Here is a 17,784-nt window from a genome sequence, read left to right as displayed (position 1 = left end):
TAACTCACTATGCCTAGAACCAAAAAATCTGATAACAATTGGAATTACGAAGCCTCTGTTGAACAGGTTGAGGCCATCATTACTGATTTAGAAACGGGCGATCTACCCCTGGCTGATATTTTTGAGCAGTTTGAGAAGGCCGTCACCGAATTGAAAAAATGCGACAGTTTTTTACAAGAAAAACAACAGCAGGCTCAGCTATTGATCGAAACCTTGCTGCCAGATGAATCCGAATAGACACGAGCTCTCTACGAATATCCATAGCCTCATCACACGCTAGCGTTTCAGGCGTCTAGAGTATTCATCGGACTAATCAGGAGCAACTGCTAGCAAAATTGTAAATGCGGTTCCTTTGCCAGGCGTGCTGCTGACAGAAATTGAAGCCCCACAGTGGGTTAATAACTGGTGGACCAGCGTAAGCCCCAGACCACTACCTTCAGATGTGTTGCGATAAAACGAATCAAACACCTGGGACAGCATTGAAGGCGGAATACCACACCCACTATCTTGAACAACCAAAGCAATTTTGCCATCCTGACGCTGCTGAGCGGTCACCCAAATTCGTCCCCCCGTGTCCGTGAATCGAATGCTGTTACTTAGCAAACTCACCAGCACCTGTTTGAGATGGGACTCAATCGCCAATACAGACGGCAAATGACTCGATACCGTGTAAGCCAATGAAATATTGTACTCTGTGGCCAAAGGTTGATAGGTACTGACCACGCCAGGAACTAAATCCCACAGTTGCACATTATCGAGCACCATCGACTGAGGTGTAAGCTGCAGTTCTAGCAACCTAAACACGCTATTAATCAGATGACTTTGCCGATCGCAAGCTTGGCCAATCATATGTAGATAACGCTCACGCTGTTTTGGTCTTAGGCTCGATGAATTAAGCAGTGTGAGCGCTGTTTTAATGGTTGTAATTGGATTATTGAGTTCTTGGGCAGCAGTTTTAAGAAACTGGGAGTCAACCTCTGAAGTGCATGGGGGTGTTGTCGATGCCACAAAGGACGTAGTTAATGGAGATGGCTTTAGCGTAGAAGCGTCCATAATGGCTCTAAAGTGCCCCAGGCGTATTAGATCATGATCTATGCTCCTAGGGTAGTTAAGGAGAATGTTAGATAAATGGGTATTTCCACTTAACTTTCCGTACTAGCACGGAGTTTTACTACCGTAACTAATAAATCTCTAACTAAGACGTCAGACGCATTTTGAGGGCTCGTTGAGACTGCTCGCGATCATCAAAATGAATTTTTTCGTTACCCAAAATTTGATAATTTTCATGCCCCTTACCTGCAATTAATACCCCATCCCCCGGCTGAGCAGAGAGAATAGCTCGTTGAATAGCGGTAGCGCGATCGCAAATCACTTCATCCTCGCCTAAATCAGCCTCAATCCCAGCTACCACATCAGACAGAATCTGCTGGGGATCTTCAGTACGGGGATTATCGGACGTGACAACAACACGGTCAGCTAGCCCATAGGCAATTCGTCCCATTTGAGGGCGTTTGGTGCGATCTCGATCACCCCCACAGCCAAATACACAAATCATCTGACCTGAAATAAACGGACGGGCCGCCCGCAAAGCATTCTCCAAACTATCGGGAGTATGGGCATAGTCCACAATCACGCTGATATCTTGACTGGGGTCAGCCTGCACTCGCTCCATCCGACCAGGCACACCGCTAAATGTGGCCAGAGCATTAACCAGAGACTCTACAGCCCCCCCAAGATGAAGTACAGCACCGGCTGCTGCCAGCAGATTCTCAAGGTTAAACCGACCCACCAAGGGAGACGTAAATGGGGCTGAACCCACTGGCGTAAAGAGATTGCCACTCACACCTGCTGCACTGTAGTGCAGATCTGTCGTATGGAGGTCAGCCGCTGTATCGTCGATGTTATAGGTCCAAACTTGGTCAGCACTAAGCCGGTCAATCAGTTTCTGGCCATAGGGATCTCGACTATTAATGATGGCACGACCTTTTAAATAGTCAGAGTTAAACAAGAGAGCCTTGGCTTCAAAATAGTCGTCTAAGTTTTTGTGATAGTCGAGGTGATCCTGGGTGAGGTTGGTAAACACTGACACGTCAAAGGGGCACCCCCATACTCGCTTTTGAGCCAGTGCATGGGAGCTGACTTCCATAATGGCGTGTTGACAACCTGCCCCAACCACGTTGGCCAACTCTCGCTGTAAATCAACGGGGAACGGCGTAGTATGGACAGCCGTTTCTTGGTGCCCGGGCCAGCGGGTATAGAGTGTGCCAAGCAACCCAGTGGGCATATCAGCACTATTTAGAAAATGCTCAATCACATGGGTGGTGGTGGTTTTGCCATTGGTGCCAGTTACCCCTACCAGCTTGAGAGTTTTACCAGGATAGTTATAAAAGGCAGCGGCGATCTCACCGCAGGCCTTTGGCATATCTTGAACGGGAATGAGTAAATTTGATGGGTCTGTAGCAGGCTGCGTTTGCAAGGCACTGGGGGAGATGATGGCTGCGATCGCGCCCTTTTCCAAAGCACCCGGCCAGAACTCCCCACCATCCACGCGAGTCCCCGGCATACCAATAAATAAATTGCCCGGTTGGCAATTTGTTGAGTTAGTGCACACCCCAGTCACAGTTTGATCCAAGGCTGGATGATCAATAGTAGGCAATAACTCAGGGGGCAATTGTGCCAGTAACTCACGTAGCGTCATACAGACCTCTTCTCTAAACCTAAATGCCGCTATTCTGCATCAAAGGGACCCAAATATGTCTGTAGCATTTTCTCTAATTGCCGCACAGGTGCTCTTGGCGATAGGCGTGGCAACGGCTGTTCCTGGTCTAATTCAGGCGTTTCAGGATGACTAATGACACGGCACAGCACCGGGATTTCATACTGGTACTCCGTAAACCAAGCAGGATTCTGAGTGATGTCGCGGGACTCAACCTCGATCGGCAAATGATCCAACTCAGCCAGTTTTTCCTCTAAACCTTCGCAGAGATGGCAACCGGGTTTTGTGTAAAAAATAAGCTTCTTCATACCCTTTATTCTCCTACGGTATGTGGGCAAGATTCGATCGTTACGGTTAACGCTCCTAATTTGATCGGATTAATCTACATTTCCCCGGTGGGTTATGAGGGATTATTGCGATAAGATATCTCAAGTGATTGTTTACGGGTTGAAACCCCATCTACAGCAATGGTTTCTTGCATAGAAGCGCAATCGTTGACGCACTTGCAATCGGTTGAACGAATTACGTTTGACCCCAGTCAGTTAGATTTAGCTGAACTCAATCGTCGATTTGAATCAGCGAGTCCTCAAGAAATTTTGGCATGGGCTATCGCCACGGTTCCTAATCTGGTTCAGATGACGTCCTTTAGCATGCTGGCGGTGACCCACATGCTTTATCACGAGCTCAAGGCAGAGATTCCCGTTATTTTTCTCGATACACTCCATCTTTTCCCAGAAACCCTAACAACTGCCGAGCAAGCACGGTCCCTTTATAACCTCAAGCTCCATACCTATAAAACAGCCGCCAACCGTGAGGAGTTTATTGCTCTCTATGGCGATCGTCTGTGGGAAAAAGATGTTAATCGATTTCACGACTTAACCAAGGTAAAACCCATGGAACGGGCCTTCGATGAGCTTTCTGTCCAAGCCTGGATTACTGGCCGTCGTCGCGATCAGTCAGCCACACGGAAAAACATGCCCTTTTTGGAGCGTGATCAGGCTGGACGCATCAAGATTAATCCCCTGGCCCACTGGACACACAAAGATTTGTGGCGATACACCTTTGCCCATGGCATCTTATACAATCCGCTACATGATCAGGGTTACACCAGCATTGGCGATCAGCCATTAACCACTAAGGTGCACGCTGGCGAAGATGAGCGTGCCGGTCGTTGGCGCGGCAGTATCAAAACTGAATGCGGCATTCATACATAGAACTATTCATTAACTAGCAATAGATAGACTCATAGTTTGTCCATATAGGGTTGTTTCATAGATCGCCCCCATGTGGATAAATCTTTATGTATTCCGAAATTTTTCAGCCATGTAGTGTTGTAAAAGCCATAGCTAACTGATATTTCAGCCCAGACACATCCAAAAATCCACGGGCTAACATCTACGTAGAACAGGCATACACTTATGGAAACCTCAAGTACTTTAGTCGGAAAACTCTGGCGGAGCTCATCCGCAGGTGGCGGTGGTGGCAAAGCTTTCTCAGATATCAATTGGCCTCCCGCAGGCAGTGATCAGATTTTTGCCCAGCAGGCAAACCCCGTCGAAGTTAGAGTACGGGTCGGTCGGTATGTCGACCAAGTCCAAATGATTTGGGAACATTATGAGCACCCTGCCCGTGGCGGAGACGGATCAACGCTTCAATCCTTCGTTCTGAATGCCAACGAATATATTACTAACGTTAGACTGACAGGCAGCCGTTATGTCGGTTCTATAGAGTTTATTACCAACCAAGGGCGCAACATCCTCTTTGGTAAACAATCCAATACGGTTATTGATTTAGAGGTTCCCGCAAACCACCAGGTTGTTGGCTTTTATGGCCAAAGTGGACGATGGATCGACCAGCTGGGTGTTATTGCGGTGCCTGTCAGTGGTCAAACTATTGGTAAACCTAAGCCGCCTCAGGTTCCTAACCCTGAACGTCCATCGGACTCCCTGCTGGGCAAACTTCCTCGAGCTGGCATTGAGTTAATCAAGGAGTTTGAGGGCTACGCTAAGGCGCTATCGGATGGTCGGGCTCAAGCCTATGCCGATCCGCTCAAGGGCTGGGCACTGCCTACTATTGGCTATGGCACTACTCGCTATCCTGACGGTGTTCCCGTCAAGCAAGGTGACATTATTAACAAGGATCAAGCAGAAGAATATCTCATCGACCATGTGGATAAGTCCTGCCGCAAAGCCTTAGAGAAAATTCCCACATGGAACCGTATGAATATCAACCAGCGTGGGGCGCTTTATAGCTTTGCCTATAACCTGGGTTCTGGTTTTTATCGCGGCTATAATTTTGAATCCATTACACGCGTCTGTGATTCTCCCGAGCAGTGGAATGATCATCGCTGGATAGAAGCCCAATTTGTGAAGTACAGAAATCCGGGCACATCGGTCGAAGAAGGTCTGCGTCGCCGTCGTTTAGCAGAGGCGGCTTTGTTCTGCAAAAAGGTGACCTCAGCGGCACCCAACTGGGACGATGACCATGATGAAGCGGGTGAAGCAGGCGATCGCAAACCAGAAGAACGGTTAGATCGTATTGTTCGCGATGTCGCTGGAAAGCAGCCCGTCGGTGCGGGACTGACCCCAGAGATGTCCTTTGACACGCTAATTACTCCCCATATAACCTATGGAGAATTTGCACTTTATGAGGAATCACGACGCTTTCGGCATGGTTTTCAGTGCAAGACAGCCTATGAGATCGCGGTGTTCCTTGAGAAATGCCGTGACTACTTTGGGGGTAATCCACTGGTGATCACCTCAGGTTATCGTCCTCCCAGCATTAATGCCAAAGTGGGTGGTGCTCGACGGTCTGAGCACCTATACGATGCGCCAGATACGGGTGCGGTGGATTTCTACATCAAAAACGTTAGCGTCTATGAGGTGGAGGCTTGGTGTGACCAACAATATCCCCACAGTATTGGCTACGGTGCCAAAAAAGGATTTGTCCATCTAGGGATGCGACCAGGTAAACCGCGTGTTCGGTGGGTTTATTGATTACCCTGGTAAAGCACCTTCAATAAACAACTGATACGGTGGATTTTTCGGCCTTGCCGACAACGGCATTTATTCGTCCTGATGGAAAAAATCGGGATGCGATCGCAACTCTCTTACATCAAGTAGTCGATCTACTGGTTGAAACCATGGCTCAGGCAACGGAGCGTTCTCCGTTGCCTGAGCCTTTGCTTACAGAGGATTATGGCTGGGCCAAATTAGCCAAGGCGTCCGTGGATGTTCAACAGCTCTTGATAGAAGTCCAAACTCACCTCCACCACTCCATGAATGCCGCCCATCCAGGCTACATCAGCCACATGGACTCCATTCCATCCACCATGTCAGTGATTGCCGATCTGCTGGTGGCTGCCCTCAACAACAATATGTTGAGTGTGGAAATGTCGCCCGTTTTCTCCCGGTTAGAAATTCTTGTTTTAAAGCAAGTGGCCCAGTTGTTTGGTCTGGGTCCTCAAGCCAACGGTGTTTTGGTGAGCGGCGGCAGTCTTGCCAATCTACAGGCTCTCATCGTGGCACGGAATGCAGCCTTCAATGCTCTCGACCATGGCATTACGCAAGTAAAACAGCCCGTTTTCTTCGTCTCAGAAGTCGCCCACACTTCGTTTAAAAAGGCAGCCATGGTCATGGGTTTAGGCACTAAAGCTGCAATTCCTGTAGCCACCCATCAGAATTCTCAAATTGACATCACCGATCTAAAAACTAAGCTCATCCAAGCCAAGGCCAATGGTCAGCAGCCCTTTGCCATTGTTGCCACCGCTGGCACAACCGTCACAGGCAGCATCGACCCCATTGCAGAAATGGCCCATATCGCCAATCTGCACCAACTTTGGTTTCATGTGGATGCAGCCTATGGCGGAGCGCTGATGTTTTCAGATCGTCATCAATCTCAGCTAGCAGGCATCGAACAGGCCAACTCAGTCACCTTTAACCCACAAAAGTGGCTGTATGTGGCGAAAACCTGCGCCATCGTCATGTTTCGTCAATTCGATCAGCTCCAGGAGTATTTTCGAGTATTAGCCCCTTACATGAACGATCACAACGACTGGCCAAATCTAGGAGAACTGACGGTGCAAGGAACCCGCCATCCTGACATTCTTAAGCTTTGGCTATCACTGCAGCACATTGGTCGAAACGGCTACAGTGCCATCATTGACCACAACTATGCATTAACCCAAACCTTTACCTCAGCTGTGAAAGAACGCCCCTTTCTGACTCTGGCCAGCGAGCCGCAAATGAACCTGATCTGTTTTCGCTCAGAACCCAACACCGTGCCCATCGAAAAGCAAGACCAGTGGAATCACTCGCTGCAACAGTGGCTTTTAAAACAAGGCAATACCTGCTTATCTTTGCCAGTATATCGAGGCCAGCGATGGCTCAAGGCAGTTTTACTCAACCCGTTTACCACCAACGAACACATCGATAAGTTATTTGCTGATATAGACAGCTATCACACAACTCAGGCAGAACTATAGCTGTAACCCTTGACGTTCTGAACTAGGACAAAGATACTGATAGCGATCGCACGTCTTAGTCACACCCCCCATGGTTAAGGTTCTCCATCTCTCAGATATCCATATGGGTAGTGGCTTTAGCCATGGGCACATTAACCCCGAAACTGGACTAAATACCCGTTTAGAAGATTTTGTTACCACCCTCAGTCGCTGCATTGATCGAGCTCTCAGTGACCCCGTCGATCTAGTCCTGTTCGGCGGCGATGCTTTTCCAGATGCCACACCACCCCCTATAGTGCAGCAAGCCTTTGCACAACAGTTTCAGCGATTAGTCCATGCCCATATTCCGACTGTGTTGTTAGTCGGCAACCACGACCAGCATTCCCAAGGAATGGGCGGTGCCAGTCTCTGCATTTATCGCACTTTGGGAGTCCCTGACATTATTGTCGGCGACAGTTTAACCACTCACCGCATTGAGACCCAGGCAGGGCCTATTCAGGTGGTCACCCTGCCCTGGCTTACCCATTCCACCCTACTCACCCGTCCCGAAACCGAAGGATTATCCCTAGGTGATGTCAATGAGCTCATGCTTGACCGTTTACGAGTTGCCTTAGAAGGAGAGATTCGTCAGCTAGCTCCCAACATTCCCAGCATTCTGTTAGCACACCTGATGACGGATACCGCTCGCTATGGTGCTGAAAAGTTTTTAGCTGTTGGTAAAGGCTTTACCGTGCCCATGGCACTGCTAGCTCGTCCCTGTTTTGACTATGTCGCCCTCGGTCACGTGCACAAGCATCAAATCCTTTGCCAAGAACCTTTGGTAGTCTACCCAGGCAGCATTGAACGGGTAGACTTTAGCGAAGAAAAAGAAGACAAAGGATTCGTACTAGCAGACATACATCCTGGGCAAACGTCGATCGAGTTCTGCCCTTTGCCCGTACGTGCCTTTAAAACCTTAAATATTGATCTTTCCAAAACAGACACCCCCCAACAACATCTGGAAGACAAGCTAGCCAACACTGACATTGCCGACGCCGTTGTACGTTTAGCCTATAAATTAAACCCGGCTCAAATTGATCAAATTGACCATACTGCCCTACATCAGGCGTTGTCCCATACCCATTCCTACACCATTCATCCCGAGCTCGTTAGCCAACTCACCCGCCCTCGTCTACCCGAGCTCACATCGGACAACAGCCGTGACCCCCTGGGCGCTCTGCAAACCTATTTAGCCAATCGTGACGACTTGACTGAGTTGGCCGACGACATGCTGCTAGCGGCCCAAACATTACTCAATGATGATAAACATCACCCAGATTCAGTAGATCTGGAGGCTGTGGACACAGAGGCTGTAGCCATTGATGAGCTACAAAATCAGCAGCTCAGACTGCTATAGATGTCCAATCATCACATTCAATCATTACAGTTGAGCAATGCATTGCCCCAACCCCAGACAAACCTGGGTCAAAAACTCTAGATCCAACGTTTCAAAGGTGTCTGTTGCAGCGTGGTAGTGAGGATTACGTAAATCAGCTGTATCCGTCACCATGATGGCGTTATAACCAGCATCCCAAAAGGGAGCATGATCACTGCGACGGGTCATAGGCAAAGGCAATCCTCGATTCATCATGGGCAACCAAGCGCAGTCAACGCCCGCTACATTTAAAGACCGATTCAATCGCCACAACTGAGGCAGCGCCTGCCAATTACCGATGAGAGCAATAAAGTCTCCTGTCTTGGGGTAGATGTACTTCAAAGATTCTAAAGGGTAAGCCTGGCTTGGCTGGTCAGATACCGACTGTTTGACACAATATCCAAGCATCTCCAAAGACAGCATGAGATGAATGGGCAGCCCATTCAGTTCTTTTACATAGGCTTTACTACCCAACAAGCCATATTCTTCTAAATCAAACGCCACTAAACGCACAGGTCGCCGTGGCGGCTGGCAAGAGAATCGGCGCGCTAGTTCCAATAAAACAGCCAGTCCAGTGGCATTATCATCAGCACCGGGGCAGCCAGGCACTGTGTCGTAGTGGGCACCAATAACCACAGGTGCCCGTGACGGTTGGTACCCCGGCAAGTCAAGACAGAAGTTAAAATGCTCCTTACCTTGTACCCTGAAACCCATGACAGTGATAGCCCCACATAGGCTTAACTGGGTGCGGAGGTAGTGCCGCGCATAGTGATAACCTTGCGTGGCAATGTAGGGATCTCGCTGACGAATTAGCTCTTTAAGGTGAGCAATTAATCGTTCTCTAACCCCATCATTCCCCATACCTATCCTCAGTTGCCATTTCTACCTGTCAAGCCGATTTTCATGAATATGAGCTATTTTATTGACAGCAAAGATTAATTTTACTTATTTTTTTAAGCAAAATATTGGTATCTAATTTCATGGCAATTCCCAACAGACCTAGTTCTTCACCCGTTCATTTTTCCTGATATTGCCTTTTCAGTTATTAATGAGTCGATGACAGAAAGTATTAATACTAAGAACAGACTGTATACTGAACGGACTGTAATTTTAGATACAATACCTGGCCAGAGGGTAGAGTTATTTCCTAATTTTTTCTGGCACCAGCTACCGTCTATGTTGAAATTACGGTTTCACACCAGGTCTGGGAGCTGGTTCTTTAGTAAAGTGTTCATCTGTAAGCTCTTTTATGTTTGATGTACCGGTTCTTGAAGTAACCGTATCTTCAGCGCCCGCGCTTACTAATGGTGTAAGCCGAACTAATCAAATCACCCTACAGAAACCAACCATTTCTTCGGGTTTGCTCGAAACCCTAGCTGTATTATTACCTCAGCAAGTTCGCCAACAGTCACACGTCTTCGCTGAAGCATTACCGACCGACTCCGACCAAATTAAAACCCTACTGCCTGATAGGTCCTTTCAACTGTTGGAGCCTCTAAATTTAGCCTATGGGGCTGAATCTCTTGAGCAAGCATTTGCAACTAGCTCCCTCAGCAATCCTTTATCACAAATTGAGGCTGCCAGTACAACCTCATCATCAGATATTCCTTCCATAGCAGCGCAAACTCCTGAGTTTGGCAAAACGCAAGCTAGCCAGAATTCATCCACTAGCACCACTACTAATCCAGTGGTTGCAGAACCGGAAAGTCCAACCCCAGTGATGCCTAGACAGGAATTGCAGCAGTGTGTTGATATTCCTTACGCCGCCCCTCAGGGCACTGCGACGTTACAGGTTTTACTGCGAGGGAATGTCATTGGCGCAGTCAACAGCACAAACGACACTGAGCAGGTGGCCCAGAGCCTGCAAGCAATGCTGGTCGATGAGCCCATCAATCCTCATGAAATAGCACCTGTTTTAGGTAGCCCTCAACCCGCCATTCGTTTAAGCAGTGACATCTTGCTGAAGATACTAACCCAGGAGAATAGGGACGATGTTTCTGTAGATAGTGCCTTGGCATTAAGCAACGAATGGGCAGCCATTGCTTGGAGCGACCACCTGCGTCAGAAAATGGGTGCAGCCCCGTTAGACGCTGGCACAATTCAGTTAATGTTTAAGGGATTAAAGCCTTCTGAACAAGAGCTCAATGGCATTGCATCTTGGTATGGCCCCTATTTCCATGGTCGCTTAACGGCCAATGGAGAGACCTTTGATCAAAATACTTTGACCGCAGCCCACAAATCCTTACCGTTCAATACCATTCTGCAAGTCCGTAATTTGAACAATAATCGGACAGTGGTTGTGCGCATTAACGATCGAGGACCTTACATTGGTAAACGTTCCTTGGATTTATCTAAGGCAGCTGCCCAATGTTTGGGCAGCGACAAGGTCGGCGTCATTCCTTATGAAGCTGTACTCTTAGAGTGAGCGCCAAAAGCACTAACAGAGTAGCTGTCTGTCACCCATAGTCTTGATTACTAGCTGCCACCTGGTGGATGAGGGATTACCAAGTGGTGGCTACTTACCAGGTGGGATCTACATAGAGATTAATAACATAGGGAGACTGGGTCGCTGGAACAGCAGAGATACAGGCACAGATCGGTTCTTCTTGACCTTCCACATCAACTTCACAGGCATGACATGAGCCCATCAAGCATCCAGTGGGTATGGTAACTCCAGCACGTTCTGCAACTTGTAAAATAGGTTCTCCTGGATTGGCCGAAACGGTGACGTTATCGGGCAAGAAATGAACCTCAATACTCATAACCGTCCGTCAATATGAATTGCTAGGAGAGACATTAACAATCCTATCGCAAGATTTATGGAGCGGGTTGAGCACTCCTGACTTGCATAGGTATCGTCTCTTTAGATGAATTGGCCTTCTCTAACGAGCCAGCATCGGTGGTTCCTGATTCTAAATAGCGCCGCTTGGTGTGCCACCAGTTCTGCATCTCCCTAGATAAAAGACTCATGTAGAGAGTCACCACAATGGGTTGGGCACGATATCCTTGGCCCACAATCTCAACACAGTAGGATGGATGACGCCTAGTCGCTAGATCCACAATGAAGCGTCGACCAATGCGTCGCCAACTCGGCTCTTTGCCACGCCACTGTAGACGACAACAAGGCCAAGGCAATTGTTCACGGTCAAATAATCGGCAACAGGGACCGATAACACGATAGGTGAGATGGGCCCCAGGGCTCTGAAAAATATGCCCCGTTGGCCAAGGATGCTCGCTGCCGGGCGGGGGAGATGAGGATACTATCAACTGCCTGAGCGCAAAGAAACAAGTTCTATAACGTCTCTAACAATGCCATGAATTGTTATTACAAAACAATCATGTTGAAGACCCGCCTATGATTTAGAACAGTAGTGTAGGAAATTTTTCAGGAAAATTCTATGGCTGAAGCAATTACGTCAACTGTCAGCGATCGCATCTGTAAGCACATGAATGATGATCACGCCGATGCAGTGCTAATCTACGCCCAAAAGTTTGGCGATGCCACCGCTGCAACAGCGGCCACCATGACAGCCATTGACACCACTGGCATGGATCTAGATGCCACGGTAAACGGCCAAAACACGCCCGTACGTGTTAGCTTTGAGCGTCCCTTAGCCGATGCCAAGGACGCCCACCATGTTCTCGTAGAAATGCTCAAAAAAGTGAAGCAAGACTAGCCAGGTTTAGAAATTTTGAGTTTTGAGTTCTTAATTTTGAGTGAGCTACAGTTCAGTAAAGACATCATTGGCGATGGTCTACAACTCAAAACTTGGAAATTCAAAACTCAAAATCTCCTTGTCCATTTATCAAAAGGCCTCGCCTACTCTACCAAATCAGGTACGGGCACATTACAAGCACGTCTATAGTCAATGCCTCCCCAGTAGGTCGCACCACAGAGATTAGCCCCTGTCAGATCAACATCGTGGATAACCCCCACAAAGTTGGAATGCTGTAGTTGAGCTCCTACGAATTGAGTCTTATTGATGTAAGCATCTAAAAAATTAGCTTCCATCATTTCAGCACCAGAAAAGTCAGCATAGTTTAGTAGAGCCCCCTCCAGGTCAGCACCTACAAATTGGGCTGGAAATTCGAGGAAGTTGCCTTCACTATCGGTGGCCTCTGTTAGGATAGTCAGGGCTCTGACATACGCCAAGTTACTCTGGCTCAGATCGGCCCCTTTGAGATTAGCGCCATCTAAAACTGCATAGAACAAATTAGCGTCTCTCAAGTTGGCACCTTCCAGATTGGCACCTGTCAGATCTAAGCGTCTTAAATCAGCCTGTTCTAAGTTGCAACCAGGGCATTCATTCGTTTCAAGCAAGCGTTTGAGATCATTTTCATCCAAGGCTTGGGCGATTGGACTCTGAACAAACATCATGGTCAATAGTGTGACGCCCGCTAAAGCGACCGGATGAAGTCTGCAATGCCATAGCCACTGGGTTATTCCTAGAACCATCGGTTGCATTCTTGAGGAGCTCCTTACACAGCAGTTCTATCGTGTCAAATTCAACATAACAAAGGCAAGTTTGTGGTCTAGTTTCCGTAATGGCACTTACCCATGTAGAAGCATATGGTTCGCCGTGCGGCTTCGACACGAAGGAAACGGTCTTTATTACGTTCCTGAAAGCCTAAGGGTAAGCCTAAAAAAGCCAAAATCACGGCTTTGAGTGCTGGGTTAGTCCTTAGGGTTAAAAATATCGGGTTAACATCTGAAGTTTTTAAATTAAAGCTTCCATCAAGAAAAATTACCGTAACGTCACGTCTTTATGCCCATCGGGCAACATTCAAATCAGGTCCTGCTTCATACTTTCAAGAAATCAACAATGAATCCACTACGCTTAGCTATCGCTGCTGCCACCGCAGCGACCCTAACTATTCTTGGAGCGACTACCCGCGTAGATGCCCAGTCTTTTGGCAATGTTGAAGTTGATCAAGAAGACTTTGTACTCGTGGCCGCTCCTGGCGGTGGTCTGCTGGGTCGCCCCCAATTCATGATCATCGAACAGAGAACCGATGAGCGTCAGTGTTGGAGTGAGTCTGGCTCACAACCCACTCAAATCGAACCACTATTGCTTAACTTTGACTTCAGTGGCATCTGTGGACGTAGCACCGACAGTAATGGTTACTCCATTCGCACTAGTGATGGCGAGGCTGGCAGCCGTTTTAACCTGGAGATCAGGGAAGCAGATGGCGAGTATATTTTGGTTGGTAGACCTAGCAGTTTCCCCACTAATCCTTATCGCAATGCAGATCCCATCAACCTTGGTCGTACCTTTGGCCAAGCAGAAAATGGGTTTACCAAAGTCTTTCTCAATCCTGGCTGGCGTCTCACCCGTCGCACCCTTGAAGGGCGTCAACTAGGACACTTGTATCTAACTAACGATGCCAGCCTAGCGTCGCTAGTAGAAGGGGGTGGCCCCGTAGTTACCGACCCTGGGACACCTACTACGCCTGATCCTGACACACCGACAGAAGTCGCTTTTCGCGATGTCACGAACGATGTCTACGCATCACAGATTAATCGTGCAGTAGAAATCGGCTTCATTGCCGGCTTCCAGGATGGCACCTTCCGTCCTCGTAATGCCCTGACCCGTGAACAGCTTGTCTCCATGGTGATTGAAGCACTGGATGCCCAGGACAATATCTCTATTGCCCTGCCCAGTCAGGTTACTAGCTCTCCCTTCTCCGACGTTCCTCAAGATCGCTGGAGTGCTGCAAAAATCCAATTTGCTAGCCAAAGTGGCATTGTCAGCGGCGACCCTGAAGGTACCTTCAGGCCCAGCGATGAAGTAACTCGGGCCGAGATGATGGCTGTGCTGCGTAGAGCGGCTGAGTATCGCAAGCGCACCCTTGGTCAGGGAACTGCTTTAACGCCCACACAACAGGCCTTTGCGTTCTCTGATACTGAAGGTCACTGGGCTGATAGTGTGATTTCTAACCTCTCAGCCTATTGTGGCATTGCCAGCCCTGTAAATGAGAGTGGCACAGCGTTTGCACCTAATACTGATGCCCTTCGCAACTATGCAGCCACTGCTGTTGTGCGCCTGGTAGATTGCACTAACTAAATTCAACGTTGACCGATAACTGCGGTCACTTGATCAATACAGGCCTATGGAAGGGGGTTGTTCTCATGGAGAATTGCCTCCTTCTTGCTTATTTTCCAAGGGAATATTGCAAAATCATCTCCATTGAAAGAAGACAGCATCATAAAATTGACCGATATGTAATTTAGGTATTGGCAGATTGGGCTAATACACCGATTGCTCCACAATCAGCAGGGACCATCCTAAATTAGGACTATGCGAGTAAACCACCAATGACCGTTTCAAGGACTGTATGTGTCGGCTTTTTGACGGTGATCACCGTTGGCACACTGTTACTAATGCTGCCCTTTGCAACAGCCAATGGTGAATGGAATGACCCTATCGTGGCCCTGTTCACGGCGACATCAGCGGTGTGTGTCACAGGCCTGATTGTGGTGGATACGGGCTCCTATTTTTCACCTCTCGGCCAAGGCATCATTTTACTGCTGATACAGCTGGGTGGTCTGGGATACATGACGGCAACCACGTTGCTACTGCTGTTATTGGGGCGACGTTTAGGTCTCAAAGATCGGCTGGCCATTCAACAATCGTTGGACACGACTGAATTATCATCTGCGGCATCCCTGATCAAATCAATTATCGCCATGACCATGATTTTTGAGCTGAGCGGGGCCTTTTCACTACTGCCTCGCTTTGCCAATGATTATGGTGCAGGACAAAGTCTGTGGCTATCTATCTTTCATAGCATCAGCGCCTTTAATAATGCGGGGTTTAGCCTATTTTCTGACAGTCTGGTGCAATATGCTCGGTCTCCTTGGATTAATGGGGTGATTGCTGGCTTGGTGATTATTGGCGGTATTGGTTACCAGGTGATTATGGAGATGTTTATTTGGGTACGCGATCGCATCCGCCGCAAACGTCAGCACCAGGTTTTCTCACTCCACTTCAAGGTAGTCACGAGTACCTCCATAGTGCTTTTAATTTTAGGAACCCTGGCCTTTTTTGCTGTGGAGTTTAGCAATCCTGCTACTCTGCGTGGCGAGCCTTTGAATATGAAATTGCTGGAGGCGGGCTTCCAATCAGTAATTATGCGAACCGCTGGGTTTAACTCCATTGATATTGGGGCCATGGAGACGAGTTCGTTGTTTATTGCGATCGCACTTATGTTCATCGGCGCTAGTCCCGGCAGTACTGGTGGCGGCATCAAGACCACCACAATACGCATTTTGCTCAACTGCACCCGCACCGTCCTCAAAGGTGAAGATGAAGTCCTGGCCTATCAGCGGGAAATCCCTGATAAGCGGGTGCTTAAAGCCGTTGGTGTTGTTGTTGCATCAGGCATGACGGTGGTCATGGTGACCATTCTGCTGTCGCTAACAGACCCAGGCATCGAATTTATCGACCTGCTATTTGAAACAGTGTCCGCTTTTGCCACCGTAGGGCTATCCACAGGCATTACAGCTCAGCTATCCACCCTCGGCCAGTTGGTCATCATTGTCACCATGTACATTGGCCGAGTAGGCATTTTATTACTCATGTCTGCCCTTTTGGGGGATCCCAGACCCAGCACAATACACTACCCCGAAGAAGATCTGTTAGTGGGCTAGTACTCCTCAGACATTCTCTATATGAGCAATGAAGCATGGGCAATAAAGAGTCCTTCTATGCCGATGACTCCGGGATAGAAATATCGATCGGAGTAATTTTGACCTCCTCTGCTAAGGTCCCTAAAGAAGGGTCAATGGCATCAATATTGCCCACCACGATGGTCACCAAATCACTGGGCTTCAAATTACGTTGAGCCGCTTCTAGCACCTGCTCAATTGTTGTCGACTCTACTGCCTTTTGAAACTCAAAGACAAAATCGGATGGATAGCCGTAGTACTCATAGCGAATCAGCCGCGACAGCGTTTGCTCCGGAGTTGCAAAGTTAAACACAAAGCTATTGAGCACTGCATCTTTGGCATATTGCAATTCCTCAGCCTTAATCGGCTCCTGACGTACCCGCTGAATTTCCCTATACATGGTTTCAATAAAAGGTACCGTCGTCTCAGACCGAGTTTGACCACCGCCAATAAACAAGCCAGGGTAATCATAGCGCGGGCTCCAGAAGGCATAAACCACGTAGGCCAGCCCCTGACGCGAGCGAATATCATTAAACAGGCGGCCACCAAAGCCGTTTAGCACTTCATTGAGAATGACCATCGGGGCATGGTCAGGGCTATCTAAACGACCCCCCAAATGACCAATGTGAATATAACTCTGGGTGAGCTGGGGCTGATCTACCACATATAGACCATTGGTTTGCTGCTCTACATGAGGCACTTGCACATTAGCCTTTGCCCTAGCTGAGGGTGACCAGTCAGCAAAGAACTCTTCAATCAGCACCTTCATCTGAGTAGCATCAAAATCGCCGCTGATACCTAAAATTGTGCCGCTAGGCTGAATAGCTGTTTGATAAAAGTCAATAACGTCATCCCGTGAAATATTCTCAATGTCGCTGTACTCCACCATGCGAGCAAAGGGACTTTCATCACCGTAAATTAATTTGCGAAACTCACGGGTAGTGACATCATCTGGGTCATCATTACGGCGAGCAATGCTGCCACGGTACTGACTTTTAATTAGGTCAATTTTTTCTGGGGCAAAGGCTGGCTGCTGGATCACCTCTGAAAAAATTGCAAATACGTCGGCTAGATCCTCACTCAGAGCGCTAAAGCTAGCACTCCCCGTAGTCGCACTCAGACTACTCTCAACCGATGCCGCCCGCTGTTCTAAAAATTGATTGAGTTGATCAGGAGTATAGTTAACTGTTCCCCCTACCCGCATGGATTCTCCCATAATGCTGGCTAGGCCGGTTTTGCCCTCAGGCTCCATAAATTCCCCAGCCCTAAACGTTGCTGAACCGCTTACTAAAGGGAGGTCATGTTTCTCCATGAGGTACACAACCAGGCCATTAGGCAGTTCATAGCGTTCAAACTCAGGAATTTGAATTTCGCTGAGGGGTTCAAATTCTAGATCAGTGTAGTGGTGCGCCGTCACAGCATTGGCGGGCTTGCTCCACCCCAGGGTGAGAACCAAGCCAAGAGTAGCCATGGCCAGAAAGAAGCTTGTGGTCAGACGACGCTTAGAAAACCAGAACATAGGG

Annotated in this window: 17 protein-coding genes; 9 read left to right on the top strand and 8 right to left on the bottom strand. The window is 48.3% G+C overall.

The genetic code is table 11. The features are described 5' to 3' along the window. Positions 1-9: 9 nt before the first annotated feature. Positions 10-237, top strand: coding sequence for an exodeoxyribonuclease VII small subunit (xseB, locus tag U2F10_RS26045; protein WP_163661167.1), 228 nt, complete (start codon positions 10-12; stop codon positions 235-237). A gap of 72 nt (positions 238-309) precedes the next feature. Here xseB and U2F10_RS26040 read toward each other — a convergent pair whose 3' ends face one another. From U2F10_RS26040 to U2F10_RS26030, 3 genes are all read right to left on the bottom strand, one after another. Continuing rightward, positions 310-1,053: a sensor histidine kinase gene (locus tag U2F10_RS26040; RefSeq protein WP_499873715.1), complete on the bottom strand. Its 744-nt coding sequence runs from the start codon at positions 1,051-1,053 to the stop codon at positions 310-312. 142 nt (positions 1,054-1,195) lie between these two features. After that, complete coding sequence (locus U2F10_RS26035) at positions 1,196-2,698, bottom strand: UDP-N-acetylmuramoyl-L-alanyl-D-glutamate--2,6-diaminopimelate ligase (protein ID WP_499873714.1); 1,503 nt, start codon at positions 2,696-2,698, stop codon at positions 1,196-1,198. 29 nt (positions 2,699-2,727) lie between these two features. Beyond that, a complete protein-coding gene (locus U2F10_RS26030) occupies positions 2,728-3,024 on the bottom strand; it encodes a glutaredoxin family protein (RefSeq protein WP_499873712.1) in 297 nt (98 codons plus the stop codon). A 159-nt stretch (positions 3,025-3,183) separates the two neighbouring features. On the opposite strand from U2F10_RS26030, the gene cysH reads away from it, so the two are divergent. From cysH to sbcD, 4 genes are all read left to right on the top strand, one after another. Next, entirely contained in the window at positions 3,184-3,930 is a 747-nt protein-coding gene (gene cysH / locus U2F10_RS26025; protein ID WP_250564736.1) for a phosphoadenosine phosphosulfate reductase, read from the top strand. Positions 3,931-4,134: 204 nt separating this feature from the next. Beyond that, positions 4,135-5,712, top strand: coding sequence for a D-Ala-D-Ala carboxypeptidase family metallohydrolase (locus tag U2F10_RS26020; protein ID WP_499057082.1), 1,578 nt, complete (start codon positions 4,135-4,137; stop codon positions 5,710-5,712). A gap of 38 nt (positions 5,713-5,750) precedes the next feature. After that, a complete protein-coding gene (locus U2F10_RS26015) occupies positions 5,751-7,199 on the top strand; it encodes an aminotransferase class I/II-fold pyridoxal phosphate-dependent enzyme (protein ID WP_163661177.1) in 1,449 nt (482 codons plus the stop codon). A gap of 70 nt (positions 7,200-7,269) precedes the next feature. Next, entirely contained in the window at positions 7,270-8,574 is a 1,305-nt protein-coding gene (sbcD, locus tag U2F10_RS26010) for an exonuclease subunit SbcD (RefSeq protein ID WP_499873711.1), read from the top strand. A gap of 24 nt (positions 8,575-8,598) precedes the next feature. Here the strand turns inward: sbcD and U2F10_RS26005 are convergent, their stop codons facing one another. Continuing rightward, complete coding sequence (locus U2F10_RS26005; protein WP_499873710.1) at positions 8,599-9,453, bottom strand: M28 family peptidase; 855 nt, start codon at positions 9,451-9,453, stop codon at positions 8,599-8,601. A 388-nt stretch (positions 9,454-9,841) separates the two neighbouring features. Here U2F10_RS26005 and U2F10_RS26000 point away from each other — a divergent pair, with 388 nt between their 5' ends. After that, on the top strand, positions 9,842-11,017 hold the full coding sequence (locus U2F10_RS26000; RefSeq protein ID WP_250566020.1) for a septal ring lytic transglycosylase RlpA family protein: 1,176 nt from the start codon (positions 9,842-9,844) through the stop codon (positions 11,015-11,017). Positions 11,018-11,111: 94 nt separating this feature from the next. On the opposite strand, the gene U2F10_RS25995 is transcribed toward U2F10_RS26000, so the two are convergent. Both U2F10_RS25995 and U2F10_RS25990 read right to left on the bottom strand, forming a co-directional pair. Beyond that, entirely contained in the window at positions 11,112-11,354 is a 243-nt protein-coding gene (locus U2F10_RS25995) for a 2Fe-2S iron-sulfur cluster-binding protein (protein WP_006517251.1), read from the bottom strand. 55 nt (positions 11,355-11,409) lie between these two features. Further along, a complete protein-coding gene (locus U2F10_RS25990; protein WP_499867990.1) occupies positions 11,410-11,859 on the bottom strand; it encodes a DUF8632 family protein in 450 nt (149 codons plus the stop codon). 131 nt (positions 11,860-11,990) lie between these two features. Between U2F10_RS25990 and U2F10_RS25985 the strand changes: the two genes are divergently transcribed. Then, on the top strand, positions 11,991-12,269 hold the full coding sequence (locus tag U2F10_RS25985; protein WP_163661183.1) for a DUF2470 domain-containing protein: 279 nt from the start codon (positions 11,991-11,993) through the stop codon (positions 12,267-12,269). A gap of 143 nt (positions 12,270-12,412) precedes the next feature. On the opposite strand, the gene U2F10_RS25980 is transcribed toward U2F10_RS25985, so the two are convergent. After that, entirely contained in the window at positions 12,413-13,057 is a 645-nt protein-coding gene (locus U2F10_RS25980; RefSeq protein ID WP_163661185.1) for a pentapeptide repeat-containing protein, read from the bottom strand. A 358-nt stretch (positions 13,058-13,415) separates the two neighbouring features. On the opposite strand from U2F10_RS25980, the gene U2F10_RS25975 reads away from it, so the two are divergent. Together U2F10_RS25975 and U2F10_RS25970 are read left to right on the top strand one after the other, a co-directional pair. After that, on the top strand, positions 13,416-14,657 hold the full coding sequence (locus U2F10_RS25975) for a DUF3747 domain-containing protein (RefSeq protein ID WP_163661187.1): 1,242 nt from the start codon (positions 13,416-13,418) through the stop codon (positions 14,655-14,657). A gap of 251 nt (positions 14,658-14,908) precedes the next feature. Next, a complete protein-coding gene (locus tag U2F10_RS25970; protein WP_163661189.1) occupies positions 14,909-16,243 on the top strand; it encodes a TrkH family potassium uptake protein in 1,335 nt (444 codons plus the stop codon). A 55-nt stretch (positions 16,244-16,298) separates the two neighbouring features. Here U2F10_RS25970 and U2F10_RS25965 read toward each other — a convergent pair whose 3' ends face one another. Continuing rightward, a complete protein-coding gene (locus U2F10_RS25965) occupies positions 16,299-17,780 on the bottom strand; it encodes a M16 family metallopeptidase (protein ID WP_499873709.1) in 1,482 nt (493 codons plus the stop codon). Between the last annotated feature and the right edge of the window lie 4 nt (positions 17,781-17,784).

The sequence above is a fragment of the Leptothoe sp. EHU-05/26/07-4 genome (assembly GCF_043421015.1).
Taxonomy (GTDB): domain Bacteria; phylum Cyanobacteriota; class Cyanobacteriia; order Phormidesmidales; family Phormidesmidaceae; genus Leptothoe; species Leptothoe turfae.
The sequence above is the reverse complement of the archived record's forward strand: the minus strand, read 5'-3'. Positions and strand labels throughout refer to the sequence as shown.